Here is a 26064-nt window from a genome sequence, read left to right on the forward strand (position 1 = left end):
GCGCAGTTTCAAACACCTTTCGGTCAACCGAGAACTGCCATGCAAGACGATGTGATCCTCAAAATCTCGAACCTCAGCAAGTCCTTTGGCGCTGTCAAAGCCCTGCGTGGCGTCGATTTTGATCTCCGCAAGGGCGAGATCCATGCGGTGGCGGGTGAAAACGGTGCCGGAAAATCCACCTTGATGAACGTGATTGACGGGATCTTGCAACCTGACAGCGGCGAAATCCTTTTGGATGGTGTGCCGGTCACCATTGCGTCCCCGACCGAAGCGCAACGGCTGGGCATCGGTTTTGTCCATCAGGAAATCGCGCTCTGCCCCGATGTCTCCGTGGCAGAGAACATCTTCATGTCGCGGACCAATGTCAGCAGATCCTGGTTGATGAATTATGAAAAGCTGGAGCATGAGGCCGCCGAAGTGTTCCGTCAGCTCAGCGATATCGACGCATCGGTGCTGCTGCGCGACTTGTCGATCTCGAACCAGCAATTGGTGGAGATCGCCAAGGCCCTGACGCTGGAGTGCCGCATTCTGATCCTTGACGAACCCACAGCCGCCCTGACCGAAAACGAGGCGCAGACGCTGTTCCGGATCATGCGGCAACTGGCGGATCAGGGGATTTCGATCATCTATATCTCGCACCGCATGGTCGAGATTTTCGACAATTGCGACCGCGTGACAGTGTTTCGGGACGGCAAGCATATCGTGACCAACGATGTGGCCGACATCACGCCGGGCGATGTGGTCAATGCCATGGTGGGGCGGGTTGTCGACAAGCTCTACCCGGAAAAACAATCCGCCGGGGAAATGTCGGACGAGATCATTCTGGAGGTGAAGAACCTCAATGATGCCCCCCGGATCCGCGATGTCTCCTTTGCCCTGAAACGCGGAGAAATCCTTGGCATCGCCGGGCTGATCGGGGCCGGACGCAGCGAAATCGCCAGGGGCATCTGCCGCCTCGAAGGGGCGGCGACCGGGGAGGTCCGGCTGCTGGGTGAAACACTCGCATTGCGCAATTATCAGGACAGCATCGCCAAGGGCATGGTCTATCTGTCCGAAGACAGAAAGGGCGATGGTGTCTTCCTCGAACTGCCCATCTCCGAAAACATCTCGGCGCTGAACCTCGATCAGGTCGCCAACCGCATTGGCCTGATCAAGGCGTCATCCGAAATCAGGCAGGCCGACGATCTGGGGCGCAAGCTGAACCTGAAATGCGGCTCCCTCACCGATCCGGTCTCGTCGCTCTCCGGCGGCAACCAGCAAAAGGTGGCGCTGGCAAAGATGCTGTCGGTCAATCCGCGCCTGATCTTTCTGGATGAGCCGACCCGCGGGGTCGACGTGGGCGCAAAATCGGAAATTCACCGCATCCTGCGCGATCTGGCGCGCAACGGTGTCGGGATCATCGTGATCTCGTCGGAACTGCCCGAACTGATCGGCCTGTGTGACCGCGTCATGGTCGTGCGCGAAGGCCGGATCAGCGGCGAGGTCGCGGGCCATGAAATGACAGAAGAAAACATCATGCGCCTGGCTTCGGTCATGGATGCACAGGCGGCAGCGTTTTGACAGGTGAGAATGAAATGGAAAGTGCCGTGACCTTGGCTGAACCGAATATGAACAATCCGCAGGGGGTGCCGGTCTGGCGCAAACTGTTGAAGATGCGCGAGACCGGGTTGATCGTGATCATCCTTGGCCTTTTTGTCGTCATGTCATTTGCATCGCCCTACTTTTTGAGCTGGGCCAATATGCGGGCCATGTCGATGGCCTTTGCGGTTGATGGCATTCTGGTCATCGGCATGACCATTCTGCTGATCTCCGGCGGTATCGACCTGTCGGTCGGCTCCGTGACCGCCTTTGCCATGGTGATCGCGGGGTGGTTGTTCCTGAACGGCGTCAACCCCTGGCTCGCCTCGGGGATCGCCATCGCCCTCTGTGCCGGGATCGGTGCCTTTCAGGGCTTTTTCGTCACCAAGGTCGGGCTGCATCATTTCATCGTGTCACTTGCGGTCATGGTGATTGCACGCGGGGCCTGCCTGCTGTTCACCGGCGGGCGTCCCATCGGGCTGTTCACCCTGCCACCGGAGTTCAAGTTCATCGGTCAGGGTTCCATCGGCCCGATCCCCATCGTGATCATCATCTTCCTGGTGTTTGTGATCGCCTTCGATTTCCTGCTGCGGCGCACGACGATGTTCAGGAAGGTCTTTTATACCGGCAGCAACGAAAAGGCGGCAGCCTATTCCGGCATCCGCACCAAGAAGGTCATCTTTCTGACGACAACCCTGTGTTCGACCCTCTGCGGGGTTGCCGGGATCATCTACATGGCGCGGTTCGGGTCGGCGCAACCCACCTTCGGGATCGGCCTTGAACTGACGGTCATCGCCGCGGCGGTGATCGGCGGGGCCAGCCTGAACGGCGGCTCGGGGTCGATCCTGGGGGCCATTCTGGGGGTTATCCTCTTGTCGCTGGTGTCCAGTTCCCTGGCCCTGCTCGATGTGTCGGTCTACTGGCAGGACATCATCCGCGGCTCGATCCTGCTCAGCGCGGTGACGATTGACCATTATCTCAACAAGCGCCGGAGGTAGGTCATGACGGACAAATCAAATGACTTTGAACATGTGCGACAGATTCACACGGTCCTGACCCTGCATTTCCTCGAAGGGCAGAAACAGGCCGAGATCGCGGCGGCGCTCAACCTGTCCACCTCCAAGGTGAACCGGCTGATCACCCAGGGCCGCCAGATGGGGATGGTCAAGATCGACATCGAAAGCCCGTTTCAGGCGCTCATGGATATCGAACGCGCGCTGACCGATGCCACCAGCCTGGATGACGCCATGGTCGCCCCCTTCGTGCAGGGCAGCCCGAAGGCCACGTTGCAGCAGGTTGGCCGCGCCGCCGCCAGCCAGGTGCTCGAAACGCTGCGCGACGGCGATGTCATCGCAATTACCGGCGGCAAGGCGGTCAGCGCGGTTGTCGAAAACCTCGCCCCCGATCACCGGGTCGATGTCACCGTGGTGCCGCTGACGGGCGGCGTGCAGGGCAAGTATTACACCGATGTGAACCATCTCGCGACACGCATGGCCGAACGTCTGGGCGGCAAGACGATGCTGTTGCATGCGCCGCTGTTCGCCGAAAGCCGGGAACAGCGGGACATGCTGATGGAGGTCGCGTCGATCCGCGAGGTCTTTGACCTCGCCCGCCGGGCCAATGTGGCGCTTGTCGGCGTGGGCTCGATCCAGGCGGAAGGGTCAAGCTATTACGACCTCCACCCGGTGCCGGATGCGGACCGCAAGATGCTGGTCGGCATGGGGGTCGTGGGCGAGTTTCTGGCCCATCTCATCCACAGCGACGGGGCGGTGTCGAACTATGCGCTGAACTCGCGTCTCGTCGCACTTGCACCCAGGGAACTGCCCAAATGCGCCCGCGTCATCGGGGTGGCCTCCGGCCATGAAAAGGCCCAGCCGATCACAGCCGCGCTGAACGGCAATTTTTTGAACTCACTGATCCTTGACGAAGAAACCGCCGGATCGGTCCTGAAGGAACTTGAAGGGAAACAGAATGTCGCATGAGATGCTAACGCGGGAGATAGGAGCCTCCGGAATTTCGGCATCCGCCGTTGGACTGGGGACCTGGGCGATTGGCGGCTGGATGTGGGGCGGCACCGACGTTGACCGCTCCATCGCGGCAATTCACGCCTCAATCGACGCAGGCATTTCGCTGATCGACACCGCCCCGGCCTATGGGCAGGGCGTGGCCGAAGAGATTGTCGGCAAGGCGCTGAAAGGCCGCCGGGACAAGGTGGTGCTGGCCACCAAATGCGGCCTTGTCTGGCACAGTCAGCAGGGCAACCATTTCTTCGATTACGAGGGGAAACCGGTTCACCGCTACCTTGGCAAAGACGCGATTATCTACGAGGTCGAGCAAAGCCTGAAACGCCTGCAGGTGGATTGCATTGATCACTACATCACCCATTGGCAGGATCCGACCACCCCCATCGAAGAGACGATGGAGGCGCTGGAGGCGCTCAAGACCCAGGGCAAGATCCGCTCGATCGGGGCCAGCAATACCTCGGTCGCGGATGTCGAGGCCTATATCGCCGCAGGTCAGCTGGATGCGATCCAGGAGGAATATTCGATGGTCAGGCGCGACATCGAAAACCCCCTCTTGCCTGTTTGCCAGAAGGCTGGCGTGGCGGCGCTCAGCTATTCCTCGCTGGCGCTTGGGCTGCTTTCGGGAAAAATGACGCCGGAGCGGGTTTTCTCCGGCGATGACCAGCGCAAGGACAACCCCCGCTTTTCCATGGCCAACCGCAAGAAGGTCGCCGCCTTGATGGAAACCATCAGGCCTATCGGTGCGGCGCATGGGGCGACACCGGCGCAGATCGTGATCGCCTGGACCCTGCAACAACCCGGGATCACCTTTTCGCTGTGCGGCGCGCGTGATGCGCAACAGGCGTCAGAGAATGCCAAAGCCGGTCGCATTCGGCTCTCGGCAGAGGAGGTATCCCTGATTGATCGAAACGCAAAAACCCACCTGAGCGGTCTGGACGCATAGGCCGGCCTTCAAACCAGAACCACTGCACCGCAGGAACGTCGATTTCGGCGAACGGAGAAATAATGTCCGAGCAACGGAAGCAAAACCTGGCACAGCTGACGCGCAAAGCGGCCTTTGACGCGGTTGTCGTCGGCGGCGGTGTGAACGGGATTGGCGTCTACCGGGATCTGTCCTTGCAGGGGCTGCGGGTTCTGCTGATCGAACGGAACGATTTTTGCTCTGGCTGCAGCGCGGCACCGTCCCGGATGATCCACGGCGGCCTGAGGTATCTGGAGAACGGCGAATTCGACCTTGTGCGGGAGTCGCTTTTTGAGCGCGATGCCCTGCTGCGCAACGCGCCGCATATGGTGCGCCCCCTGCCCACGGTCATTCCCATCGCCTCGTGGTTTTCGGGGACGTTGAACGCGGCCGCCCAGTTCCTGGGCCGTGGCGGAAAACCGGCGGCGCGCGGGGCGGTGCCGATCAAACTGGGTCTGGCGCTTTATGACTGGGTCACGCGCAAACGGCGGGTGCTGCCGAAACACAGGTTCCATTCCGGCGCGCAGACACGGCGGTTGTGGCCTGCGCTGACGGATAAATCGCGACGCTCCGCCGTCTATTACGATGCCTGGATCAGCCATCCCGAACGTCTTTGCGTCGAGTTGTTGCGCGACGTCGCAGAGGCCGCCCCCGCTTCGGTTGCCCTGAATTATGCCGAGATCGAACTGAACGGGAATATCTTTCGCCTGCGCGACAGCCTGAGCGGCGCAACCTTCGAGATTTCGCCCAAAGTGGTGGTCAATGCCACCGGTGCCTGGCTGGATGACACCATCGCCGCACTTGTGCAGGGCAAGACCGAACGCCTGGTATCAGGCACCAAGGGTTCTCATCTGATCATCGACAATGCCAGACTTTACGACGCCCTGAACGGCCACATGGCCTATTTCGAAAACACCGATGGCCGTGTCTGCATCGTGTTCCCCTATCAGGGCAAGGTTCTGGCCGGATCGACGGACATCCGGGTGGAGAAAGCCCGGCGCGTGCGCTGCGAAGATGATGAACGCGACTATATCCTCGGTGCGCTGCGGCTGGTGTTTCCGAAGGTGGCGATATCGGCGGATGAGGTGGTGTTCAGCTACAGCGGCATTCGTCCCCTGCCCCACAGCGATCAGGATTTCACCGGACGGATTTCGCGCGGGCATGACATCCGGCGGCTGCCCGGGGCGGTGCCGCAATTCTGCATGGTGGGCGGCAAGTGGACAACCTTCCGGGCTTTCGCCGAGCAGACCGCCGATGCCGTCCTGTCGTCTCTTGTCCGCAACAGGCGCGTCTCCACGCGTGACATGGCCATCGGCGGCGGCAGGCAGTTCCCGGATGATCCCTCCGATCTGTGCAGGCAGTTGCAGGCGCAATATGCCCTGCCCCCAAACCGGGCCGAACAATTGATCGACCGCTACGGGACCCGGGCCGCAGAACTGGCCGGGTTCTGCCAGGCAGAGCAGGACAGGCCGCTTGTCGCCGGATGCACCTATGGCACGGCAGAGATCCTCTGGATCTGCCGCAACGAATTTGTCGAAACCCTGTCAGACATCGTGCTGCGGCGGACGGCACTGGCCATCACCGGGCAGGTTTCGATGGAGATCATTGCAGCGCTTGCCGCGCTTTTCGGGCGCGAGCGGGTGCTGCCGGAGCGTGAAATAAATCGGCAAAGCGACGCGCTGATCGCCGAGCTGGACAGCTATCACGGCGTGACCAGCGCCACGTTGGTTGCAAGAAATGAAAGCAGGAGAATGTAATGCGCATAAGCACCAAAGCCCGAATGAACCGGATGTTTACCAATGGGGGATGTCTGGATGTCGCCGTCGATCACGGTGTGTGTAACGAGCCGAGCTTCCTCGATGGTCTGGAAGATATGGCAAGCGTGATGAACACGCTGATCGCGGCGCGGCCCGATGCGATCCAATGCGCCTATGGTCAGGCCGACCTGCTGCAGTCGCGCCCCGAAAAGGACAAGCCGGCGCTGGTGATGCGGATCGACATGGGAAACCCCTATAACGATCAGCGCCACCGCGTGATGTGGTCGATCCTGCAAAATGCCGATGAGCCGATCCTCGGCGCGCTGGAAATGGATGCAGCGGCGGTTGTCGTGAACCTGTTCATGTTGCCGGACGAGCCGGAACTCTTCCGCCAATGCGTCGCCAATATCGCCCGGGTGCGCGATGCCTGCCAGCGCTACGGCATGCCCCTGATGATCGAACCGCTGGTGATGCTGCCCAACGATCTGCGCGGTGGCTATCAGGTCGACGGCGATGCGGAAAAGATCGTGACGCTGGTGCGGCTGGCCTCGGAAATGGGGGCCGATATCATCAAGGCGGACCCGACCGCCAACCCGCAGGATTTCCATCGGGTGATCGAAGCGGCGCGCGTCCCCGTGCTGGTGCGTGGCGGTGGCAAGGAAGACCTCAAGACCGTCCTGACAAAATCAGCCGCCTTGATGGCGCAGGGCGCGCAGGGCATGGTCTATGGGCGCAACATCTATCAGCATGACAATCCAAAAGCCGTGGTGTCGGCGCTGATGGCGATGATCCACAACAAGGCCGGCGGCGAAGAAGCTTGGGATATCTACAACCGTGGCTGATACCGAAAGATATCTTCTGGGTCTGGATGCGGGCAATACGGTGATCAAGGCCGTGTTGTTCGACCTTGACGGGCGGCAGGTGGCGCGCTGTGCATTGGATGGCAGATCCGCAACCCCGGAACCGGGGCATGTCGAACGAGACCTGACCGAGCTTTGGGCAAACGCGCGGCAGGCGATTGCAGGCTGCCTGCAAAAGGCAGGTGTCGATGCGCGCCAGGTGCTGGCCGTCGGCTGTGCCGGGCATGGCAACGGGCTTTACATGCTTGACCGCGCGGGTGCGCCGCTTGTCGGCATCCAGTCGCTGGATACGCGCGCCGCCGGGCTGGCCGCCGAACTGGATGCAGAAAACGGCGATGCGCTGCACGCGATTTGCCTGCAAAAGCCATGGCCGTCACAGACCCCCACCCTGCTGGCCTGGATCAAACGCCACCGCCCGGCGCTTTACGATGCATGCGATACGGTGCTTCTGTGCAAGGATTTCATCACCTACAAACTGACAGGTGAGCGGGTCAGCGAGGTGTCGGACATGTCCGGATGCGGCCTGACCGCCATGCCGGGGTGCACCTATGATGACAGGCTGTTGCAGCTTTACGGACTGGCAGATGCCCGCGCGAAACTGCCCCGGTTGATCGACCCGGCGGAGATCGCGGGGCACATCACCCCCGAGGCCGCCGCGGCCACCGGGCTTGCGCCCGGCACCCCGGTCATCGGGGGCTATTTCGACGTGATCTCCAGCGCCATGGGATCGGGTGTTGTGGGCGCCGGGCAAGCCTCGATCATCGCCGGAACATGGGGCATCAACCAGGTTTTCTCTGACACACCGGTCAAGGACCCGAAGGTCTTCATGGTCTCGGGCTTTGGCAAGGGGCGCTTTGCCAATATCGAATCCAGTGCCACCTCGGCGGCCAACCTGGAATGGTACGTGCGCGAATTCGTCGAGCGCGGCAAACACCACGACGATCCGTTCGGCTTTTGCAATGACCGGATAAGCCAGGTGCAGCCCCGCGCCGATGACCCGTTTTTCCACCCGTTTCTTTATGGTTCCGCGCAGGGCGCCACCTGCCGCGCCGGGTTCTACGGGCTGGCCGGGTGGCATGGCGAGGGGCACATGTTGCGCGCCCTGTTCGAGGGGATCATGTTCGAACATCGCCGACACATATCGGTGTTGAAGATGGCCGGGGTCTCCTTCGACAGTGCCGTCCTCTCCGGCGGCGGGTCGCGCAGCCCGCATTGGCCGCAGATGTTCGCCGACTGCCTGGGCGTGCCGATCACGGTGGCGGAAACCCAGGAGACCGGCGCGCTGGGAGCGGCGATCGGGGCGGCCCTCGCCCTGGGCGAAGTAGATTCCTACGAAGAGGGTCTGGCCCGCATGGTACGCGCCCGGACCACCTTTGAGCCGGATGCGGATATGCATGATCACTACGGCCAGAGATATGCGCGCTACCTGTCTTTGATCGACGCGATGCGCGGCTTCTGGGAGAGCGTGCCATTTGGCAAACCTCAAGTATAAGCTGACAGCAACCGGCGGTTTTTCGACGCGAATGCCCCGGGCACCCGCCTGACATTGCGACGGGCTGAACGATCAACACGCCAGGAACCGAACTCAGACAGGAAAGGTCCACCCCCATGCGCAAATCCGAAACCCTCGATGGTGACTATGACTATATCATTGTCGGTGCAGGCACGGCGGGTTGTGTGCTGGCCAACCGCCTGAGCGCGAACCCGAAGGTAAGGGTGCTCTTGCTGGAAGCGGGGGGATCGGACCGGTATCATTGGGTGCAGATACCGGTTGGATACCTCTATTGCATCGGCAACCCGCGCACCGACTGGATGATGAAGACAGCCCCCGAACCGGGCCTGAACGGTCGCGCGCTGGTCTATCCGCGCGGCAAGGTCCTGGGCGGCTGCACCTCGATCAACGGCATGATCTACATGCGGGGCCAGGCGGCCGATTATGATCACTGGCGGCAGTTGGGCAATACCGGCTGGGGCTGGGACGATGTCCTGCCTTATTTCCTGAAATCCGAGGACCATCATGGCGGCAAGACAGCCCTGCATGGCGCGGGCGGCGAATGGAAGGTCTCACGCCAGCGGCTGAAATGGGACATCCTGAAGGCCGTGCAGACCGGCGCGCAGGAATTCGGGATCATGCCCCGCGATGATTTCAACGACGGCAACAACGAGGGCAGCGGTTTCTTCGAGGTGAACCAGAAAAACGGGCGGCGCTGGAACACCGCGCGCGGTTTTCTGCGCCCGGCGATGAAACGCCCCAATCTGCGGGTGTTGACGCAGGCAGAAACCGAACGGCTGATCCTGGACGGAAAACAGGTTGCCGGCGTGCGGTTCCGCCACAAGGGCGCGGTTTTCGAGGCAAATGCCAGGGCCGAAGTCCTGTTGACCGCGGGCGCCATCAATTCGCCGAAGATCCTTGAATTGTCGGGGATCGGGCGCGGCGCGCTGCTGGCGGACCTCGGCATCGAGGTGCGGCATGAAAGCAAGGGGGTGGGTGAAAACCTGCAGGACCACCTTCAGATCCGGACAGTCTTTGGCGTCGAGAATGCCAGTACCCTCAACACGATGGCAAACAATGTGTTTGGCAAGATCAGGATGGCGGCGCAATATGCCGCACTTCGGTCCGGCCCGATGTCGATGGCGCCCAGCCAGTTCGGCATGTTCACCAAATCGGACCCGTCGCTCGAAACCCCGGACCTGGAATATCATGTCCAGCCCCTGTCCACCGACAGGCTGGGTGACCCGCTGCATCCGTTTCCGGCCATCACCGTATCGGTGTGCAACCTGCGCCCGGAAAGCACGGGCTCCTGTCATGTCACGGCCGGCGGCGCGGGCGTGCAGCCGGACATCCGGCTCAACTATCTGTCCGCCGAGAAGGACCGGCAGATCGCGGTAAAATCCGTGAAACAGGTGCGCCAGCTGATGAGCGCCAAGGCATTGGCCCCCTTTCACCCCATGGAGATCCTGCCCGGCCCCGGCGTCCGGTCCGACGACGATCTGATCAAGGGCGCGGGCGATATTGCGACCACCATCTTCCACCCCGTCGGCACCTGTAAGATGGGATCAGATGACAGGGCTGTCGTGGATTGCGAGCTGAAGGTTCGTGGCCTGAGCGGGCTGCGTGTGGTGGATGCGTCGATCATGCCGAAAATCACCTCGGGCAACACCGCATCACCGGTCGTCATGATCGCGGAGAAAGCCGCCGACATGATACAAATGGAGGCCAGGCGATGACCGCGATTGTCGTCATTGCCCGTATCCTGCCGCGACACGGTCAGTTCGACCACGTCCTTGCCGCGGTCGAAAAGCTGGCCGAAGAGAGCCGCCGCGAAACAGGGTGCGACCGGTACGAAGTCTACCTGTCCGCCGCCTCGGGGCAGGATATTCTGATCCATGAAATCTGGCGGTCCGCGGCCGATCTGAAGGCCCATGGGCAGACGCCGCATGTGGCGCTGTTCAAATCTGCGATCAGCAGCTGCGCCGAGGTCGAAGTTGATAAGTTCCCTCAGGCTCAGCGCCTCTGAGACCCCCTTGGGGTGCGATGACGCTCAACTACCGTTCTTGCGAAATTAAGTTTGCAAAGCTACCCTGGACAGAATTGCAAATTTGCAAAGGGCGGATGATGGCAGTCAAGAAACTCTATGCCGGGGCCAAGCTGCGCGAGCTGCGCACCAAGATGGGCCTGACGCAAAAGGATTTTTCCGCGCGGCTGGGCATTTCGCTGCCCTATCTCAACCAGATGGAAAACAACAACCGCCCGCTGAGCACGACGGTTGTCCTGGCTTTGGCGGCGGAATTCGGGCTGGATGTGACCGAACTCAGCGCTGGCGATGGCGAGCGGCTGGTCACCGACATGCGCGAGGCGCTGAGCGATCCTGTCTTTGGCGGCAACACGCCACCGGTGGCCGACCTTCGGCTGACCGCCTCGAACGCCCCGGCCCTGGCGCGCGCCTTTCTGGAACTGCACCAGCATTACCGTCAGGCCCATGAAAGGCTCGCCTCGCTCGACGAGGCACTGGGCCGCGAAGACGCCCGCGCCGCCCCCTCGCCCTGGGAGGAAGTGCGCGATTTCTTTCACTACTGCGACAATTACATCGACGCGGTGGACCGTGCCGCCGAACATTTCGCATCGCAGCCCGGCGGGCCGCGCAACACCCGCGTCGCAGCGGTCTCTGCCCTGTCCAACGCAGGCGTCAGCGTCATCTTTGCCGACACCGACGCGCTGCGCCACTTTGACCCGGCGGAACGGGTGCTGACCCTGTCTGACCGCAGTGCGCCCGAAACCCAGACCTTTCAACTGCTGCTGCAGGTCGCCCTGACCCGTCAGAACAAGCTGCTGGAAGCCACCCTTGATCTCGCCCGGTTCCAGCCCGGCGCCGCCCGAGACATCGCCAAGATCGGGCTGGCCAATTATTTTGCCGGTGCGGTGCTGATGCCCTACAACGCCTTTCTGACCAAGGCGCAGGAATGCCGTCACGATCTGGAAGTCCTGGCCAGCCATTTCGGGGCCTCCATCGAACAGGTCGCCCACCGGCTGTCCACGCTGCAGCGGCCGGGCGCCAAGGGCATTCCCTTTTTCTTTGTCCGTGTCGATCAGGCCGGCACGATCACCAAACGCCACTCCGCCACGCGGTTGCAATTTGCGCGGTTCGGCGGGGCCTGCCCGCTGTGGAATGTGCATCGCGCCTTTGAAACCCCGGGCCGCTTCCTGCGGCAACTGGCCGAGACCCCCGATGGCGTGCGCTATATCTCCCTTGCGCGGGACATCTCGAAACCGGCGGGCCGCTTTGGCGCGCCGGTGCGGCGCTATGCCATCGCGCTGGGGTGCGAGGTGCGCCATGCGGATGCACTGGTTTATGCCGACGGGCTGGATGTCACCCGGCATTCCGCCTTTGAGCCGATCGGCATTTCCTGCCGCATCTGCGAGCGCAAGAATTGCCACCAGCGCGCCGTGCCCCCGCTGGAACGGCATCTGGTGGTGGACCCTGACCGGCGCGACCTGCTGCCCTACCGGATCGAATGATCAGCGCCGCGCGGGCCGCCAGCCCGAGGCGCGCGCCTGCGCTTCGGAACAGAACCAGCGCTCGCCCTGCTCCGGCCTGATCCCGGTTCGGTCGTAGAATGCCTGCCCCGGCATATGATAGATCCTGTCGCCCGCCGCATTGATGTTGCCCTTGATGCGGCAGTCCGGATCGCTGGCCACCCGCCCCCTGATCCGGGTCAGCCGGTAGCGCGCGGGCGAATCCAGGGCAAAGCCGTGAATCCCCCGCTCCGCGACAAAGGCCGCCTTCTCGTCCAGATCGTAATCGTATGAATATCTGCGATAGGCATAGGCCAACCCGACGCTGACCAGGGTTTTTCCCATATCCTCACCTGCCACGAAACAGCGCGCCACGATGCGGCCATAGCGGTCCCGGTCCAGCGGCGTGCAGCGCGCCGCCTGGCCCTCGAAAAGGTCGCGCACCTGCTGCGTGACCCAATCGCCGCAGCCCCAGTTCTGGCCCGACAATGTGGTGCAGGGTTGATCACGCTCCGGCGCATCAATGCCGAAGATCCGGATGCGCGTGCCCCCCACATCAACCGTATCGCCATCAATGACGCGCAGTGTTCCGCTGACCTCTGCCGCCAGCACAGCTGTCGCCAGGCCCATCGCCAGCACAAACCATGAACAAAGTCTTAACATCTGGTTAACGTGGCAGGATTTCCCCGCCCCGGCAACGGCTGTTGTTAAGAATGATTAACGCTGCGCAGTTTGCCAGTCCGGATGGATCCAAGGCACATCATTCGCCCGCGCCAGCGGCTCCCGGCCCAGCAACAGATCAGAGACCTTTTCCCCCACCATGATCGACGGCCCGTTGAGATTGCCATTGGTGATCCGCGGAAACACCGAACTGTCCGCCACGCGCAGCCCCTCCACCCCGATCACCCGGGCTTCCGGGTCCACCACAGCCAGCGGATCATCGGCGCTTCCCATCCGGCAGGTGCCGCAGGGGTGGTAGGCGCTCTCCGCATGGTCGCGGATGAACCCGTCCAGTTCCGCATCCGATTGCAGCGCAGCGCCGGGCTGGATCTCGTGCTTGACGTAAGGCCTGAAGGCCTCCTGCGCAAATATTTCCCGCGTAAGCCGGATGCAGGTCCGGAAATCCTCCCAGTCCTCGGGATGGGACATGTAGTTGAAGCGGATCACCGGATCAGCCGCCGGATCGGCCGACCGCAGGCTGACCGAGCCGCGCGATTTCGACCGCATCGGGCCGGTATGGGCCTGAAAACCATGCCCTTCCGCCGCCGCCTGACCGTCATAGCGCACCGCAATGGGCAGGAAATGATACTGGATGTCCGGATAGGGCACACCTGCGCGGGACCGCACAAAAGCCGCGCTTTCAAACTGGTTCGACGCGCCCATGCCGGTCTTGGTAAACAGCCACTGCGCCCCGATCAGCCCCTTGGAAACCAGATTCCAGTGCTTGTACAAGGTGATCGGCTGGCTCGACGCCATCTGGATGTAAAGCTCCAGGTGATCCTGCAGGTTCTGCCCCACGCCGGGGCGGTCGGCGACCACCGCGATCCCATGCCCGGCCAGATGCGCGGCAGGACCGATCCCCGACAGCATCAACAGCTTGGGCGAATTCAGCGAGGAAGCGGCCAGCACCACCTCGCGTTCGGCCCCGATCACCTCCACCCGGCCCCGGCGCACAACCTCGACCCCCGTGGCGCGCCCGTCCTCGATCACCACGCGCTGCGCCAGGGCACGGATCAGCTGCACATTCCCGGTCTTCTGCGCGGGCCGCAGATAGGCATTCGCCGCCGACCAGCGCCGCCCGCCCCAGACGGTCTGTTCCATCGGGCCAAAGCCTTCCTGCTTTTCCCCGTTGTAATCGTCGGTCACCTCGTAACCGGCCTGCTCGCCCGCCCGCACAAAGGCTTCGAACAGCGGGTTCTTGCGCGGGCCGCGGCTGACATGCAGCGGCCCGTCGGTGCCGCGCCAGGCGGGGTCGCCGCCATGACCATTGTCATGCCAGCTTTCCATGCGCTTGTAGTAGGGCAGCACATCCGCATAGGACCAGCCGCGCGCACCTGCCTCTTCCCAATGGTCGAAATCCATCGCATGCCCGCGCACATAGACCATGCCGTTGATCGACGACGACCCGCCGATCACCTTGCCCCGCGGGCAGGCCAGCCGCCGTCCGCCCAGATGCGGCTCCGGCTCGGAGGTATAGCCCCAGTCATAGGTCTTCATGTTCATCGGATAGCTCAGCGCCGCAGGCATCTGGATGAACGGCCCCGCGTCCGAACCGCCATGTTCGATCACGATCACCTTGCGCCCGGCCTCCGCCAGGCGATAGGCCATCGCGCATCCCGCCGACCCGGCCCCCACAATCACAAATTCAGCCCGCATTTGTCCCACCTTTCGTGATTCCGCGCAGGGTCAAGGATCGCGGCACGCGACCGGGCTTGCCCGGCTTGTCCTTGACGCTGCGGGGAATCGCATCGTCAAAATTGTGCAGGTGACTTGAGGATCAGATTGATCCCTCAAGCACCTCTCAGCAGATTTCAAATCCCTCCCGGCACACGCCGCGGCTGATCCAATGGGCTCAGCCCGCAACAGGCACCAGGAATGTCATGCGCGTCAGCGCATCCCACAATGTCATGCGCGTCAGCGCGCAATTGGATCACGCCCCTTCAGAAGGGCGCTTCCACATCGTCCATGCGCACAAAGACCGACTTGAGCTGACTGTAATATTCAATCGCCGCCCTGGAGTTCTCGCGCCCCACACCGGAATTCTTCGACCCGCCAAAGGGCGCTTCCACCGGCGCATCGTTATAGCTGTTGATGAAACAGGTGCCCGCCTGGAACCCGGCGGCCACCCGGTGCGCACGCGCCAGGTCGCGGGTAAAGACACCGGCGGCCAGGCCGAACTCCGTGTCATTGGCCCGCGCCATCACGTCGTCCTCATCCTCGAAATCCAGCACCGCCATGACCGGGCCGAAAATCTCCTCGCGGGCAATGGCCATATCGTCACGCACATCGGCAAAGACCGTGGGCTGCAGATAGAACCCTTCCCGGTCGATCCGCTTGCCGCCGGTGACAAGGCGCGCGCCCTCGGCCTGACCTTTCTCGATATAGCCCAGCACGATGTTCATCTGCCGCTCCGACACCATCGGGCCAAAGCTGGTCGCAGGGTCCATCGGATCGCCGATCACCGCATTGCCCAGCCGCTCGGACAGGCGGGCCAGGAATTTCTCCTTGATGGCGCGGTGCACAAAGACCCTTGTGCCGTTGGAGCAGACCTGGCCGGAGCTGTAGAAATTGCCCAGGATGGCCCCGCCCACGGCGTTCTCGATATCCGCATCCTCGAAGATGATCAGCGGCGACTTGCCGCCCAGCTCCATGGTGACATGTTTGATCCCCGCCGCCGCAGCCGCATAAACCTTGCGCCCCGTGGGCACCGATCCGGTCAGCGACACCTTGTCCACGCGCGGGTCGGTCACCAGCGCGCCGCCGACCTCGCCCATGCCCTGCACCACGTTGTAAAGACCTGCGGGCAGGCCGGCCTCATGCAGGATCTCGGCCACCTTCAGCGCGCAGAGCGGTGTTGTCTCGGAGGGTTTGAAGATCATCGCATTGCCGCAGGCCAGCGCCGGCGCCCCCTTCCAGCAGGCGATCTGCGTGGGATAGTTCCAGGCGCCGATCCCGACGCAGAGCCCGAGCGGCTCGCGCCGGGTATAGGCCCAGTTCCCGCCCAGCTGGATATGCTCGCCGGTCAGGGTTGCGGCCATGCCGCCGAAATATTCCAGCGCATCCGCGCCCGAGGTCGCATCGGCGACCGATGTTTCCTGATAGGGTTTGCCGGTGTCCCAGGTTTCCAGAACGCTCAGATCGTGGTTCCGCGCGCGCATCATGTCGGCGGCGCGGCGCAGGATGCGGCCCCGTTCCGTGCCCGTCATCGCGGCCCAGCCGACCTGTGCTGCGCGCGCGGCCCCGATCGCCTGTTCGATGATCGCCGGCGTTGCCGCATGGACCGTCGCGATCTTTTTGCCGGTGGCGGGATAGATCACGTCGATGATCGTGCCCGCGGTGTCTTCGACATAGGCGCCATTGATGAAATGGCTGGCGGGAGGTTGCGTATCATAGGGCATGGCGCGTCTTTCGGAAACGGAGTGCAGGTGTATTTGAGGAACAATGAAACCATTGGCGGTCATTCGCCGCGCGGGAACCGTTTGCTTTCCTCAAGGATGTTCAGGTCCATATGGTTGCGCATGTATTGCTCGGAGGCATTGCGCAGCGGCTGATAGTCCCAGGGGTAATAGCCGCCCTCGCGCAGCGCCTCATAAACCACCCAGCGGCGGGCCTGGCTCTTGCGGACATCGGCGTCAAAGGCTTCGAGATCCCAGCGGCCCGCAGCCTCGATGCGGAAATTCTCCAGCGTTTCGGCATGGGCGGGGTCTTCGGTGAGGTTGGCAAGCTCATGCGGGTCGGCATCCAGATCGAACAGCTGCTCGGGGTCGATGGCGCAATTGGTGTATTTCCAGCGCCCCTGCCGCAGGGCCACCATGGGCGATTGCGTCGCCTCGGCAGCATATTCCATCGCGACCGGGTCGGTGCGTGCGACCCCCTGCCCCATCGGCACCAGCGAGGTGCCGGTGGTCCAGGGCATGACCTCTTCCATGCTGACGCCGGCAAGGTCGCAGAGCGTCGGGCAGATGTCGATGTTGCTGACCGGTGTGGTCTGCAGGCCGGGCGCCATCTGCGGTGCCGCGATCATCAGGGGCACCCGCGACGAGCCTTCGAAGAAGGACATCTTGAACCACAATCCGCGTTCGCCCAGCATGTCGCCGTGGTCGGAGACGAAGACCACGATGGCCTCTTGCCGGGTGTCTTCCAGCGTTTGCAGGATCTCGCCGATCTTGTCGTCGAGATAGCTGATATTGGCGAAATAGGCGCGGCGCGAGCGGCGGATGTCCTCTTCGGTGATGTCGAATTCGCGCCAGTTATTGGCATCGAAAATGCGCTGCGAATGCGGGTCGTGGTGTGCGTAATCCATCGCCGGGACCTGCGGTTGCAGATGTTCGCAATCCTCATAGAGGTCCCAGTATTTGCGCCGCGCCACATAGGGGTCATGCGGGTGGGTGAAACTCGCCGTCAGGCACCAGGGACGGTCATCACCGCCGCGCGCGTATTCATAGATCTGGCGCACGGCGTTATAGGCGACCTCGTCGTCGTATTCCATCTGGTTGGAGGTTTCCGCCACCCCTGCCCCGGTGACCGATCCCATGTTGTGATACCACCAGTCGATCCGCTCGCCGGGTTTGCGATAATCCGGTGTCCAGCCGAAATCGGCGGGGTAGATGTCGGTGGTCAGGCGCCGCTCGAACCCGTGCAGCTGGTCGGGCCCGACAAAGTGCATCTTGCCCGACAGGCAGGTCTGGTAGCCCGCGCGGCGCAGGTGGTGCGCATAGGTCGGGATCGAGGAGGCGAATTCGGCGGCATTGTCATAGATGCCCGTGGCGCTTGGCAATTGCCCCGACATGAAGGCTGCCCGCCCCGGCGCACAGAGCGGTGACGCGGTATAGGCATTGCGGAACCGGGTGGCGCGCGCCGCGAGCCGCTTGAGGTTGGGCGCATGGAGCCAGTCGGCCGGACCATCGGGAAACAGCGTACCGTTCAGCTGGTCGACCATCAGGATGAGGATATTCGGTCTGGTCATCATTGCGCCCCCAAAAGCAGTTCAAGTGTGGAAAGTGCACTGTTGCGTGCAATGTCGGGGTGCCCGCGCCGGGACAGGGCGGCGCGCAGGTAGAGCCCGTCGATCAGCGCCGCGATGGTGTCGGCATCTGCCTGCGGCTGCGCGCTGATCCCGCGCAGCGCATGGCTCAGGTTCGAGCGCAACCGCCGCTGATAGATGCGCAGCAGGCGCCGGGTTTCGGGATGGGTGCGCGATGCGGCGTAAAGGGTCATCCAGGCAGAGACCGTATCGGGGGCAAAGCAGGTCTCGTCGAAGCTGGCCTCGATGATGGCCACAGCGCGGTCCTTGCCGCTTTGGGCCCTGGACAGCCGCTTGTGCACCTCTGACTTATATTCCGTCAGGATATGGCGCATTGCCGCGAGGAAAATCTGGTCCTTGCCGCCAAAATAGTGATGCGCCAGCGCCGTGGACATGCCTGCGCGGCGGGCGATCTGGCCCACGGTGACATCCAGCGAATGCGCGGCACCGATCTCGGCGATGGTGGCCTCGACCAGGGCAGAGCGGCGGATGGGCTCCATTCCGACTTTGGGCATGCGGATTCGACCTTTCGGTTGCTACTGCTCCTTCCTAATGAAATGTTTATTGATCCGTCAATCAATAACCTGCGGCAGGCGGCGATCAGACCTTGGTCTGGAAGTTGGCCGGGGTGACCGGGCGGTTCAGCATCGCTTCGCGCCAGGTGATGAACGTGACGGATGCAAGGATGACGAAACCGCCCAGCACGACCCAGATGTCCACCGGCTCGGCAAAAGCCACGGCACCAAGTGCCGTGGCCCAGACCAGTTGCAGGAAGGTGACCGGCTGCGTGACCATGACCGGGGCCGCGGCAAAGGCCAGTGTCATCGTGTAATGCCCCGCGGTTGCAAAAACCGCGACAGTGGCCAGCAGCATCAGCTCCTTGCCCGTGGGTGCGATCCAGACAGGCAGGGCAAAGGGGGCCAGACCGATGGTCACGAAGATCGACATCATTCCGACCACAACCGCCGGACGCACCTCGTCCGCCAGCACCTTGGCCAGAAGATAGGACCCGGCAAAGACCACCGCCGCCGCCAGCATGGCCAGATGGCCGGGGCTGACCTCGCGAAAGCCGGGGCGCAGGATGATGGCCGCGCCTGCAAGGCCCATCATGACCGCGATGATTCGTCTCGCGGCCAGCTTTTCCCCCAGGAAGATGGCCGCGCCGACGGTCACATAGATCGGTGCGAGATAGTTGAGCGCCGTCAGTTCGGCGATGGAGATCCGGGGCATCGCAAAGAACCACAGGATCACCCCCAGCGCGTGGCACAGGCCACGCAGGCCGAACAAGGACCACTGCCGTCTGGTCAGGCGCGCACGCTGCAGCGCCCCGATGGCGGGCAGCAGGAACACCAGCCCGAAGCCATAGCGGATGAAGGCCGCCTCTGCCGAGGGCAGGCGCGGCCCCATGTATTTGACCAGCGCCGTCACGGCGAGAAAACAGAAGCCGGTGACAAGCATCCAGAAGATGCCGACCAGCGGGCGATGGGAGGAAGGATCTGTCATGGCGCGACCATGACCGCGCCGCCAGGCAAGGGCAAGATCACATCAGCAGCAACTTTGCGGCAATCGCCCACATCGTCACGGCAATCACCGCATCCAGAACCTGCCAGCTGTAGGGGCTGGCAAAAAGCGGGCTCAGCAGACGCGCGCCATAGCCCAGGCTGAAGAAGAAACAGAAGCTGGCAACCACTGCGCCGCTGCCAAAGGCCAGCCGGTCGGGATATTGCGCCGAGATCGAGCCAAGCAGGACCACGGTATCAAGATAGACATGCGGGTTCAGCCAGGTCAGCGCCAGCAGCGTCAGCAGCGTGTTGCGCAGGCTTGCCTGCGCGCCGCCCGCGACCGCCAGCGCGGCCCCGCCCCGCCAGGCCGACACTGCGTTGCGCGCGCCGTACCAGATCAGAAAGGCAGCACCACCATAGCGCATCAGCGGTTCGAACCATGGCACCTGTTCCGCCAATGCGCCAAAGCCCGCGACTCCGGCGGCGATCAGCGCCGCATCGGACAGCGCACAGGTCAGGCAGACCCAGAACACATGGGCACGCCGCAACCCCTGCCGCAGGACAAAGGCATTCTGCGCCCCGATTGCCAGAATCAGCGTCAGGCTCAGGGCAAAGCCGGGCAGGAAGGAGGTGAGCATCGGAACTCCAGCACTTGTTGCGCCGCTTGACTATGGGACGGGTGGTGATTACGCAAATTAATCCGGATCCGATGAATTAAGGACAGCTAATGTCACTCGATACGCACCAGCTTGCCGCGCTTGCCGCCGTGCTGCGGCTGGGCAGTTTCGACGCGGCGGCCGCGGCACTGCGGGTCACCCCCTCCGCGGTGTCGCAACGGATCAAGGCGCTGGAGGAACGTATCGGAACCACCCTTGTCCACCGCGCCCAGCCCTGCACGGGCACGCCTTTGGGCAAACGGCTGGCCAAACATGCCGAAGACGTGGCCCTGCTTGAGGCGAATGCATTGGCGGGGCTGACGGATCGGAGGGCCGCCGCGCCCCGGGTATCGCTTGCGGTGCCTGCGGACAGCCTGGCGACCTGGCTGATCCCGGCGCTGGCGCAGGTTGGGGACATGTGTTTCGACCTGGTTCTGGATGATCAGGACACATCTGACGACTGGCTGCGCCGGGGGGAAGTCAGCGCCGCCGTCACCGGGCATGCCCGCGCGGCACCGGGATGCGATGTTCACGCCCTGGGTCATCTGCGCTATGTCGCGACCGCCAGCCCGGCCTTTATGGAGCGCCATTTTGACGGGATCTTCTCCCTGCCTGCTCTGGCGCAGGCACCGATGCTGGTGTTCAACCCCAAGGACCGGCTGCAACACCGCTGGGCCGAAGCGCGAGGGGCCGCGCGGTTTCATCCGCCGATCCATCACCTGCCCTCCAGCCACGGATTTGTCGATGCGGCGCTTTGCGGCCTGGGCTGGGGCATGAATCCGCTCAGCCTGGTGCAGGAGCATCTGCGGGGCGGCACGCTTGTCACATTGGTGCCGGATGCGCCGCTGGATGTCCCTCTCTACTGGCAGGTCACGCGGGCGCTGGCGCCGGCGCTGAGGCGGCTGACCACAGCGGTCCGAAAAACTGCACAAGACCGCTTGAACCTTCGGGCCTAAAAGCCCATGTCATAAAAAGTACACAAGTGAGTGATCCGGCTATGAAACTTCTGGCGCATCCCACCCGTGCCTCTAGATAACACGCAGCACCAAAGGACACGCCATGCTGGATAACCAACAAAAAATAGCAGTCAGCGCCGAGCAACTTGAAGTGATCGAATCCGCGCTGCACACGCAATCCAAAATCCTGAACGTACAGGCCGAAGCAGGTGGCAGCGCCGCCCGGCAACGCTTGAACGAGGTCAAAAGGCTGCTGGCACTTCTGTCTCAGCAAAAGCCTACCGACGCGCCAAAACGCTGCACGCGCGGTGCGCTCGGCTGGCTGAGGACGCGCAGCCTCGGGTAAACTGCGCCCTGATCGCATGAAAAAACCGCCCCCGGCCGGGGGCGGTTTTTTGTTGGCGGCAAGAGGTGTCAGCGCTGCGAAAGCCGCTCAGCCGTTCAGCGCTTCCATGACCTCGTCGGAGGCCTCGAAATTCGTGGTGACCCGCTGCACGTCGTCATCGTCCTCCAGCGCGTCCACAAGCTTCATCAGCTTTTCCATGTTCTCCAGATCCATCTCGGTGGTGGTGATCGGCCGCCAGACCAGTTTGGTCGATTCAGATTCGCCCAGTTCCGCCTCAAGCGCGGTGGCCACCTCGTTCAGGTCCGTATCCGCGCACCAGATGGTGTGGCCCTCCTCCGAGCTTTCCACATCTTCCGCCCCGGCCTCGATCGCGGCCATCATGACAGTATCCGCATCGCCCACGGACGCAGGGTAAGTCACCGCGCCCTTGCGGTCGAACATGAAGCCGACCGATCCGGTCTCGCCCAGGTTGCCGCCGTTCTTGGTGAAGGTTGAACGCACGTTGGAAGCTGTCCGGTTGCGGTTGTCGGTCATCGCCTCGACAATTACCGCCACACCATTGGGGCCATAGCCCTCATAGCGGATCTCTTCGTAATCCTCGCCATCCTGCACCGTGGATTTCTTGATCGCGCGGTCGATCACATCCTTGGGCACGGAAACCGCCTTGGCCTCCTTGACCGCCAGACGCAGGCGCGGGTTCTTGTCGGGGTCCGGGTCGCCCATCTTGGCCGCGACCGTGATTTCCTTGGACATCTTGGAAAACACCTTGGCGCGCACCGAGTCCTGCCGGTTCTTGCGGTGCTGAATGTTTGCCCATTTGGAATGGCCTGCCATGGAAACCTCTTGTTCAGTGATAGCTGGTGTTGCGCCTCTATAAATGAGCGCTTGGGACCAAACAAGCCACAGCGCCGCTTGAGGCTGCCTTTCGCGGCGGGCGCCTTTGCGCGGTGGCGGCGCCCGCAGCACGCGGTGCTGCGCGGCAGCGACAAAAGGCAATCATATCAAGCGCCTCTGCACATCCGTGGGCCAGCCGGAGCGGCACAATGTAAGCTTCCCCCCCTGATCCATCCAAGCTACACCTGTGTCATGAGCACAGATCAGATCATTCTCTTCACCCTTTTCGGCGTGGTTTTCGGGCTGCTGCTGTGGGGACGGTTCCGCTATGACCTCGTGGCCTTTGCCGCCCTGATGGCGGGGGTCGTGCTGGGGGTGGTGCCCAGCGAAAACGCCTTTGACGGCTTTGGCCACCCCGCCACGCTGGTGGTGGCATTGGTGCTGGTGGTCTCTGCGGGGCTGGTGCGGTCGGGTGCAGTTTTTCTGATCACCCGCACGCTGGTGGATGCCTCGCGCAGCCTGGGTGCACATATCACGCTGATGGGGGCCATCGGCGGCGTGCTGTCGGCCTTCATGAACAATGTCGCGGCCCTGGCCCTGCTGATGCCGGTGGACATCCAGACCGCGCGCAAGGCGGGCCGGCAGCCGGGGCTCAGCCTGATGCCGCTGAGTTTCGCCACCATCCTGGGCGGCATGGCCACGCTGATCGGCACACCGCCCAACATCATCATCGCCAGCATCCGGCAGGAATCGCTGGGTGCCCCGTTCAAGATGTTCGACTTTGCCCCGGTCGGCGGGATCGCGGCCATTGCCGGGCTGATCTTTGTCGCGCTGATCGGCTGGCGGCTGATCCCCACCCGCGAGGATGCGACGCTGGATGCCGAAGACATCTCGCAATACATCGCCGAACTGACCATCCCCGAGAACAACAAGCAGATCGGCAAGCGGCTGTCCGAACTCTTCGAGACGGCAGAGAAATCCGATGTTGCCATCCTCGGCCTCATCCGCGACGGCAAGCGCCGCTATGGCCAGTCGCGCAATGTCGCGCTGATGGCGGGGGATGCGCTGGTGCTGGAGGCTGCGCCGGATGCGCTGGACGAATTCCGCACCACCCTTGACCTCGCCCTGGCCGACGAAAGCCGCGAAGAACGGCTGAAAGCGGGCGGCGAAGGGGTCGAGGTGATCGAGGTCGTGGTGCCGGAAAACTCCCGCCTGACCGGGCGCACCGCACAGGCGGTGGGTCTGGCCTGGCGGCAGCGCACGATCCTGCTGGGCATATCGCGCAAGGGACGCAAGATTACCTCGTCACTGCGCACCACGGAGATCCAGCCCGGCGACATCCTGTTGCTGCTGGTCCCGCGTGAGACGGCAGCCCATGTCACCGACTGGCTGGGGGTCCTGCCGCTGGCGGACCGGGGTCTGACCGTCACCGACAACGCCAAGGTCTGGCTGGCCATCGGCTTGTTCGGCGGGGCGGTGGCGGCGGCCAGCGTCGGGCTGATCTATCTGCCCATCGCGCTGGGGATCGTGGTGGTCGCCTATGTGCTGACCCGGATCGTGCCCCTGGCAGAGCTCTATACCCATATCGAATGGCCCGTGGTCGTGCTGCTGGGGTCGATGATCCCGCTCGGCGCGGCGCTGGAAACCTCCGGCGGGACAGAGCTGATCGCGAATGCGCTGGTCAGCCTGACCGAAGGCCTGGCCCCCTGGATCGTGCTGACCGTTCTGATGGTGGTCACGATGTCGCTGTCGGACGTGCTGAACAACACCGCCACCACCATTGTGGCGGCCCCGGTGGGCATCCAGATGGCGCAATCGCTGAATGTCTCGCCCGATCCTTTCCTGATGGCGGTGGCCGTCGCGGCATCGTCCGCATTCCTGACCCCGATCGGCCACAAGAACAACACGCTGATCCTTGGTCCCGGCGGCTATTCCTTTGGCGACTACTGGCGCATGGGGCTGCCGCTGGAGATCATCGTGGTTGCCGTGTCAATCCCCGCGATCCTGTTTTTCTGGCCGCTCTGAGCGCCGGGACCACCCGGCACCCCGCGCCACATTCAACCTGATTGCCACAACACAAAAGGCGCGCGGTTTCCCGCGCGCCTCTGGTTCAGAAGGGTGATGGAGGATCAGACCTCCATCAGATCCTCTTCTTCCTCGATCTCTTCGATCTCTTCCTCGTCGTCCAGCTCGACCGTCATCAGGCCCATCACATCCGCAACCGTGATTTCGCTGTCATCGGCCCCGTCTGCGGGATCAAAGTCAGGATCGTCGCTGGCGCTGACACCCAGGACTTCGCCATCGCCGGTATCGGAGTTGACCACCAGACGCATGCCCGACAGGTCGATGTCATCGAAGGTGACGGGACCGTCATCCGACCACAGGGTAAAGTTGGTCTGAGTGACGACACCCTGCGTGCTGTCCGCAACCTGGCCGAACTGCAGACCCACATCATAGGGCTGCTCCACACCGGCACCGTTCGGCAGGGTGGTGACGCTGTCCGCTTCGGCCTGAACATCGGTCAGTTCGTAGCCTGGCGCGTTCTCGTCCGGGAAGAAGTTCAGCGAGTCGAGTTCGCTGTCGTCGGTCAGGTTGAAGAACAGACCGTCGATGTCCAGCGGCTCGCCGTCATAATTGGCCTGGCTGATTTTGACGAACAACTGGCCTTGCAGGTCCTGCGTGACCTCGATGTCGATCTCGCCCTCATCGCCCATAGTGTAGTGATGGGTGATCTTGCCGTCATCCGGCTCTTCCGTACCCTTGGTGCCACAGGACCCTTTGCCGGTGCCGTCAGAACCTTTGCCGGTTCCATCGGAACCCTTACCGGTACCGTCAGAGCCTTTGCCCGTTCCATCGGAACCCTTACCGGTGCCATCGGAACCTTTGCCCGTTCCATTGGAACCCTTGCCGGTTCCATCGGAACCCTTGCCGGTACCGTCAGAGCCTTTGCCGGTGCCATCGGAACCCCAGGGCCAGCCTTTGCCGGAACCGTCAGACCCTTTGCCAGTGCCGTCAGAGCCCTTGCCGCTGCCATCGGAACATTTGCCGGTGCCGTCAGAGCCCCAGGACCACCACTTGCCAGAACCATCCGAGCCCTTGCCGGTGCCATCCGACCCCTTGCCGGTGCCGTCGGAACCCTTGCCGGTGCCGTCGTGATGATCGAACCATTTGCCGAACTTGCCGCCAAAATGCGATTTGTCGAAATGGTCGGACAGGTGGTTGTCGTACCATTGGGCGAATTTCGAACCCTCGATGCCGCCATTGTGGTAGGAATGGCCACCGCAGGCCTCGCCGCCGGAGCCTTTGCCGGTGCCATCCGACCCCTTGCCGGTGCCTTTGCCGGTGCCGTCTGAGCCTTTGCCGCTGCCTTTGCCGGTGCCGTCTGAGCCTTTGCCGCTGCCTTTGCCGGTGCCGTCTGAGCCTTTGCCGCTGCCGTCTGAGCCTTTGCCGCTGCCTTTGCCGGTGCCGTCGGAGCCTTTGCCGCTGCCGTCGGAGCCTTTGCCGGTGCCGTCCGACCCCTTGCCGGTGCCTTTGCCGGTGCCGTCGGAGCCTTTGCCGCTGCCGTTGAACCAGTCGAAACCTTTGCCGGAGCCGTCAGAGCCCTTGCCGGTCCCATCGGAGCCTTTTCCGGTCCCGTCGGACCCATGGCCCCAGGTATGGCCAAAGAACTTGTTGGTATGGCTATGCGTGTTCCACGACGCCTTTACCGGCGTTTTCCCCCACGAGCCAAAGCTCGAAAATCTGAATGTCATATCTACTTCCCTCTTAAGAACAACTGGTCAACGCTCAAGGGCGTGCCAGAAGGGTCTGGCGCGCGGATGGAGTCCTGATCG

General features: G+C 62.8%; 22 protein-coding genes. 13 read left to right on the forward strand and 9 right to left on the reverse strand.

The annotated features are described in order from the left end of the window. Positions 1–39: 39 nt before the first annotated feature. The 10 genes from ACWNZ3_RS13095 to ACWNZ3_RS13140 all read left to right on the forward strand — a co-directional run bounded on the left by ACWNZ3_RS13095 (position 40) and on the right by ACWNZ3_RS13140 (position 12197). On the forward strand, positions 40–1560 hold the full coding sequence (locus ACWNZ3_RS13095) for a sugar ABC transporter ATP-binding protein (protein WP_496900210.1): 1521 nt from the start codon (positions 40–42) through the stop codon (positions 1558–1560). A 26-nt stretch (positions 1561–1586) separates the two neighbouring features. Further along, positions 1587–2576, forward strand: coding sequence for an ABC transporter permease (locus tag ACWNZ3_RS13100; RefSeq protein ID WP_496900211.1), 990 nt, complete (start codon positions 1587–1589; stop codon positions 2574–2576). 3 nt (positions 2577–2579) lie between these two features. Then, entirely contained in the window at positions 2580–3560 is a 981-nt protein-coding gene (locus ACWNZ3_RS13105; protein ID WP_269364753.1) for a sugar-binding transcriptional regulator, read from the forward strand. Then, positions 3550–4545: an aldo/keto reductase gene (locus ACWNZ3_RS13110; protein WP_496900212.1), complete on the forward strand. Its 996-nt coding sequence runs from the start codon at positions 3550–3552 to the stop codon at positions 4543–4545. Before ACWNZ3_RS13105 ends, ACWNZ3_RS13110 begins: the two co-directional genes overlap by 11 nt. 62 nt (positions 4546–4607) lie before the next feature. Further along, positions 4608–6320, forward strand: a complete 1713-nt coding sequence (locus tag ACWNZ3_RS13115; RefSeq protein ID WP_496900213.1) for a glycerol-3-phosphate dehydrogenase/oxidase — start codon at positions 4608–4610, stop codon at positions 6318–6320. Continuing rightward, positions 6320–7162 (forward strand): class I fructose-bisphosphate aldolase, encoded by an 843-nt coding sequence (locus tag ACWNZ3_RS13120; RefSeq protein WP_269364747.1) that lies wholly within the window; start codon positions 6320–6322, stop codon positions 7160–7162. The genes ACWNZ3_RS13115 and ACWNZ3_RS13120 overlap by 1 nt, the downstream gene beginning before the upstream one ends. Then, positions 7155–8672 carry an FGGY-family carbohydrate kinase gene (locus ACWNZ3_RS13125; protein ID WP_496900214.1) on the forward strand — a complete coding sequence of 506 codons (1518 nt, stop codon included), beginning with the start codon at positions 7155–7157 and terminating at the stop codon, positions 8670–8672. The genes ACWNZ3_RS13120 and ACWNZ3_RS13125 overlap by 8 nt, the downstream gene beginning before the upstream one ends. Positions 8673–8788: 116 nt before the next feature. Next, positions 8789–10408: a GMC family oxidoreductase gene (locus ACWNZ3_RS13130; protein ID WP_496900215.1), complete on the forward strand. Its 1620-nt coding sequence runs from the start codon at positions 8789–8791 to the stop codon at positions 10406–10408. Beyond that, positions 10405–10698: a putative quinol monooxygenase gene (locus ACWNZ3_RS13135; protein WP_496900216.1), complete on the forward strand. Its 294-nt coding sequence runs from the start codon at positions 10405–10407 to the stop codon at positions 10696–10698. The genes ACWNZ3_RS13130 and ACWNZ3_RS13135 overlap by 4 nt, the downstream gene beginning before the upstream one ends. A gap of 98 nt (positions 10699–10796) precedes the next feature. Then, a complete protein-coding gene (locus ACWNZ3_RS13140; protein ID WP_496900217.1) occupies positions 10797–12197 on the forward strand; it encodes a helix-turn-helix domain-containing protein in 1401 nt (466 codons plus the stop codon). Here ACWNZ3_RS13140 and ACWNZ3_RS13145 read toward each other — a convergent pair whose 3' ends face one another. The 7 genes from ACWNZ3_RS13145 to ACWNZ3_RS13175 form a co-directional block, all read right to left on the reverse strand. Continuing rightward, a complete protein-coding gene (locus ACWNZ3_RS13145; protein ID WP_496900218.1) occupies positions 12198–12824 on the reverse strand; it encodes a thermonuclease family protein in 627 nt (208 codons plus the stop codon). A gap of 87 nt (positions 12825–12911) precedes the next feature. Further along, positions 12912–14570: a choline dehydrogenase gene (gene betA, locus ACWNZ3_RS13150; protein ID WP_496900219.1), complete on the reverse strand. Its 1659-nt coding sequence runs from the start codon at positions 14568–14570 to the stop codon at positions 12912–12914. Positions 14571–14854: 284 nt separating this feature from the next. Further along, on the reverse strand, positions 14855–16312 hold the full coding sequence (gene betB / locus ACWNZ3_RS13155; RefSeq protein WP_496900220.1) for a betaine-aldehyde dehydrogenase: 1458 nt from the start codon (positions 16310–16312) through the stop codon (positions 14855–14857). A gap of 59 nt (positions 16313–16371) precedes the next feature. Next, positions 16372–17880 (reverse strand): choline-sulfatase, encoded by a 1509-nt coding sequence (gene betC, locus ACWNZ3_RS13160; protein WP_496900221.1) that lies wholly within the window; start codon positions 17878–17880, stop codon positions 16372–16374. Continuing rightward, the gene (gene betI / locus ACWNZ3_RS13165; RefSeq protein ID WP_269364728.1) at positions 17880–18452 is read right to left on the reverse strand and encodes a choline-binding transcriptional repressor BetI; all 573 of its coding nucleotides are present in this window, start codon (positions 18450–18452) and stop codon (positions 17880–17882) included. Before betI ends, betC begins: the two co-directional genes overlap by 1 nt. An 85-nt stretch (positions 18453–18537) precedes the next feature. Then, positions 18538–19440: a DMT family transporter gene (locus ACWNZ3_RS13170; protein WP_269364726.1), complete on the reverse strand. Its 903-nt coding sequence runs from the start codon at positions 19438–19440 to the stop codon at positions 18538–18540. 37 nt (positions 19441–19477) lie between these two features. Next, positions 19478–20077, reverse strand: a complete 600-nt coding sequence (locus tag ACWNZ3_RS13175) for a LysE/ArgO family amino acid transporter (RefSeq protein ID WP_496900222.1) — start codon at positions 20075–20077, stop codon at positions 19478–19480. 89 nt (positions 20078–20166) lie between these two features. Here ACWNZ3_RS13175 and ACWNZ3_RS13180 point away from each other — a divergent pair, with 89 nt between their 5' ends. Beyond that, entirely contained in the window at positions 20167–21051 is an 885-nt protein-coding gene (locus ACWNZ3_RS13180; protein ID WP_496900223.1) for a LysR family transcriptional regulator ArgP, read from the forward strand. A gap of 103 nt (positions 21052–21154) precedes the next feature. After that, positions 21155–21397 carry a hypothetical protein gene (locus ACWNZ3_RS13185; protein ID WP_269364720.1) on the forward strand — a complete coding sequence of 81 codons (243 nt, stop codon included), beginning with the start codon at positions 21155–21157 and terminating at the stop codon, positions 21395–21397. An 87-nt stretch (positions 21398–21484) separates the two neighbouring features. On the opposite strand, the gene ACWNZ3_RS13190 is transcribed toward ACWNZ3_RS13185, so the two are convergent. After that, entirely contained in the window at positions 21485–22231 is a 747-nt protein-coding gene (locus tag ACWNZ3_RS13190) for a YebC/PmpR family DNA-binding transcriptional regulator (protein ID WP_496900224.1), read from the reverse strand. A gap of 252 nt (positions 22232–22483) precedes the next feature. Between ACWNZ3_RS13190 and ACWNZ3_RS13195 the strand changes: the two genes are divergently transcribed. Beyond that, positions 22484–24256 (forward strand): SLC13 family permease, encoded by a 1773-nt coding sequence (locus tag ACWNZ3_RS13195; RefSeq protein WP_496900225.1) that lies wholly within the window; start codon positions 22484–22486, stop codon positions 24254–24256. Positions 24257–24360: 104 nt separating this feature from the next. Here ACWNZ3_RS13195 and ACWNZ3_RS13200 read toward each other — a convergent pair whose 3' ends face one another. Continuing rightward, on the reverse strand, positions 24361–25983 hold the full coding sequence (locus ACWNZ3_RS13200) for a hypothetical protein (protein WP_496900226.1): 1623 nt from the start codon (positions 25981–25983) through the stop codon (positions 24361–24363). Positions 25984–26064: the final 81 nt, after the last annotated feature.

The sequence above is a fragment of the Sulfitobacter sp. IGS-18 genome, assembly GCF_059628195.1.

What these genes read in the sequence shown, in the direction of transcription:
- betC (WP_496900221.1), bottom strand. Translation starts at nt 17,880, where the DNA reads ATGACCAGACCGAATATCCTCATCCTGATGGTCGACCAGCTGAACGGT.
- ACWNZ3_RS13140 (WP_496900217.1), top strand. Translation starts at nt 10,797, where the DNA reads ATGGCAGTCAAGAAACTCTATGCCGGGGCCAAGCTGCGCGAGCTGCGC.
- ACWNZ3_RS13170 (WP_269364726.1), bottom strand. Translation starts at nt 19,440, where the DNA reads ATGACAGATCCTTCCTCCCATCGCCCGCTGGTCGGCATCTTCTGGATG.
- ACWNZ3_RS13145 (WP_496900218.1), bottom strand. Translation starts at nt 12,824, where the DNA reads ATGGGCCTGGCGACAGCTGTGCTGGCGGCAGAGGTCAGCGGAACACTG.
- betB (WP_496900220.1), bottom strand. Translation starts at nt 16,312, where the DNA reads ATGCCCTATGATACGCAACCTCCCGCCAGCCATTTCATCAATGGCGCC.
- ACWNZ3_RS13115 (WP_496900213.1), top strand. Translation starts at nt 4,608, where the DNA reads ATGTCCGAGCAACGGAAGCAAAACCTGGCACAGCTGACGCGCAAAGCG.
- ACWNZ3_RS13190 (WP_496900224.1), bottom strand. Translation starts at nt 22,231, where the DNA reads ATGGCAGGCCATTCCAAATGGGCAAACATTCAGCACCGCAAGAACCGG.
- ACWNZ3_RS13105 (WP_269364753.1), top strand. Translation starts at nt 2,580, where the DNA reads ATGACGGACAAATCAAATGACTTTGAACATGTGCGACAGATTCACACG.
- ACWNZ3_RS13120 (WP_269364747.1), top strand. Translation starts at nt 6,320, where the DNA reads ATGCGCATAAGCACCAAAGCCCGAATGAACCGGATGTTTACCAATGGG.
- ACWNZ3_RS13175 (WP_496900222.1), bottom strand. Translation starts at nt 20,077, where the DNA reads ATGCTCACCTCCTTCCTGCCCGGCTTTGCCCTGAGCCTGACGCTGATT.
- betI (WP_269364728.1), bottom strand. Translation starts at nt 18,452, where the DNA reads ATGCCCAAAGTCGGAATGGAGCCCATCCGCCGCTCTGCCCTGGTCGAG.
- ACWNZ3_RS13110 (WP_496900212.1), top strand. Translation starts at nt 3,550, where the DNA reads ATGTCGCATGAGATGCTAACGCGGGAGATAGGAGCCTCCGGAATTTCG.
- ACWNZ3_RS13135 (WP_496900216.1), top strand. Translation starts at nt 10,405, where the DNA reads ATGACCGCGATTGTCGTCATTGCCCGTATCCTGCCGCGACACGGTCAG.
- betA (WP_496900219.1), bottom strand. Translation starts at nt 14,570, where the DNA reads ATGCGGGCTGAATTTGTGATTGTGGGGGCCGGGTCGGCGGGATGCGCG.
- ACWNZ3_RS13130 (WP_496900215.1), top strand. Translation starts at nt 8,789, where the DNA reads ATGCGCAAATCCGAAACCCTCGATGGTGACTATGACTATATCATTGTC.
- ACWNZ3_RS13180 (WP_496900223.1), top strand. Translation starts at nt 20,167, where the DNA reads ATGTCACTCGATACGCACCAGCTTGCCGCGCTTGCCGCCGTGCTGCGG.
- ACWNZ3_RS13095 (WP_496900210.1), top strand. Translation starts at nt 40, where the DNA reads ATGCAAGACGATGTGATCCTCAAAATCTCGAACCTCAGCAAGTCCTTT.
- ACWNZ3_RS13195 (WP_496900225.1), top strand. Translation starts at nt 22,484, where the DNA reads ATGAGCACAGATCAGATCATTCTCTTCACCCTTTTCGGCGTGGTTTTC.
- ACWNZ3_RS13200 (WP_496900226.1), bottom strand. Translation starts at nt 25,983, where the DNA reads ATGACATTCAGATTTTCGAGCTTTGGCTCGTGGGGGAAAACGCCGGTA.
- ACWNZ3_RS13185 (WP_269364720.1), top strand. Translation starts at nt 21,155, where the DNA reads ATGCTGGATAACCAACAAAAAATAGCAGTCAGCGCCGAGCAACTTGAA.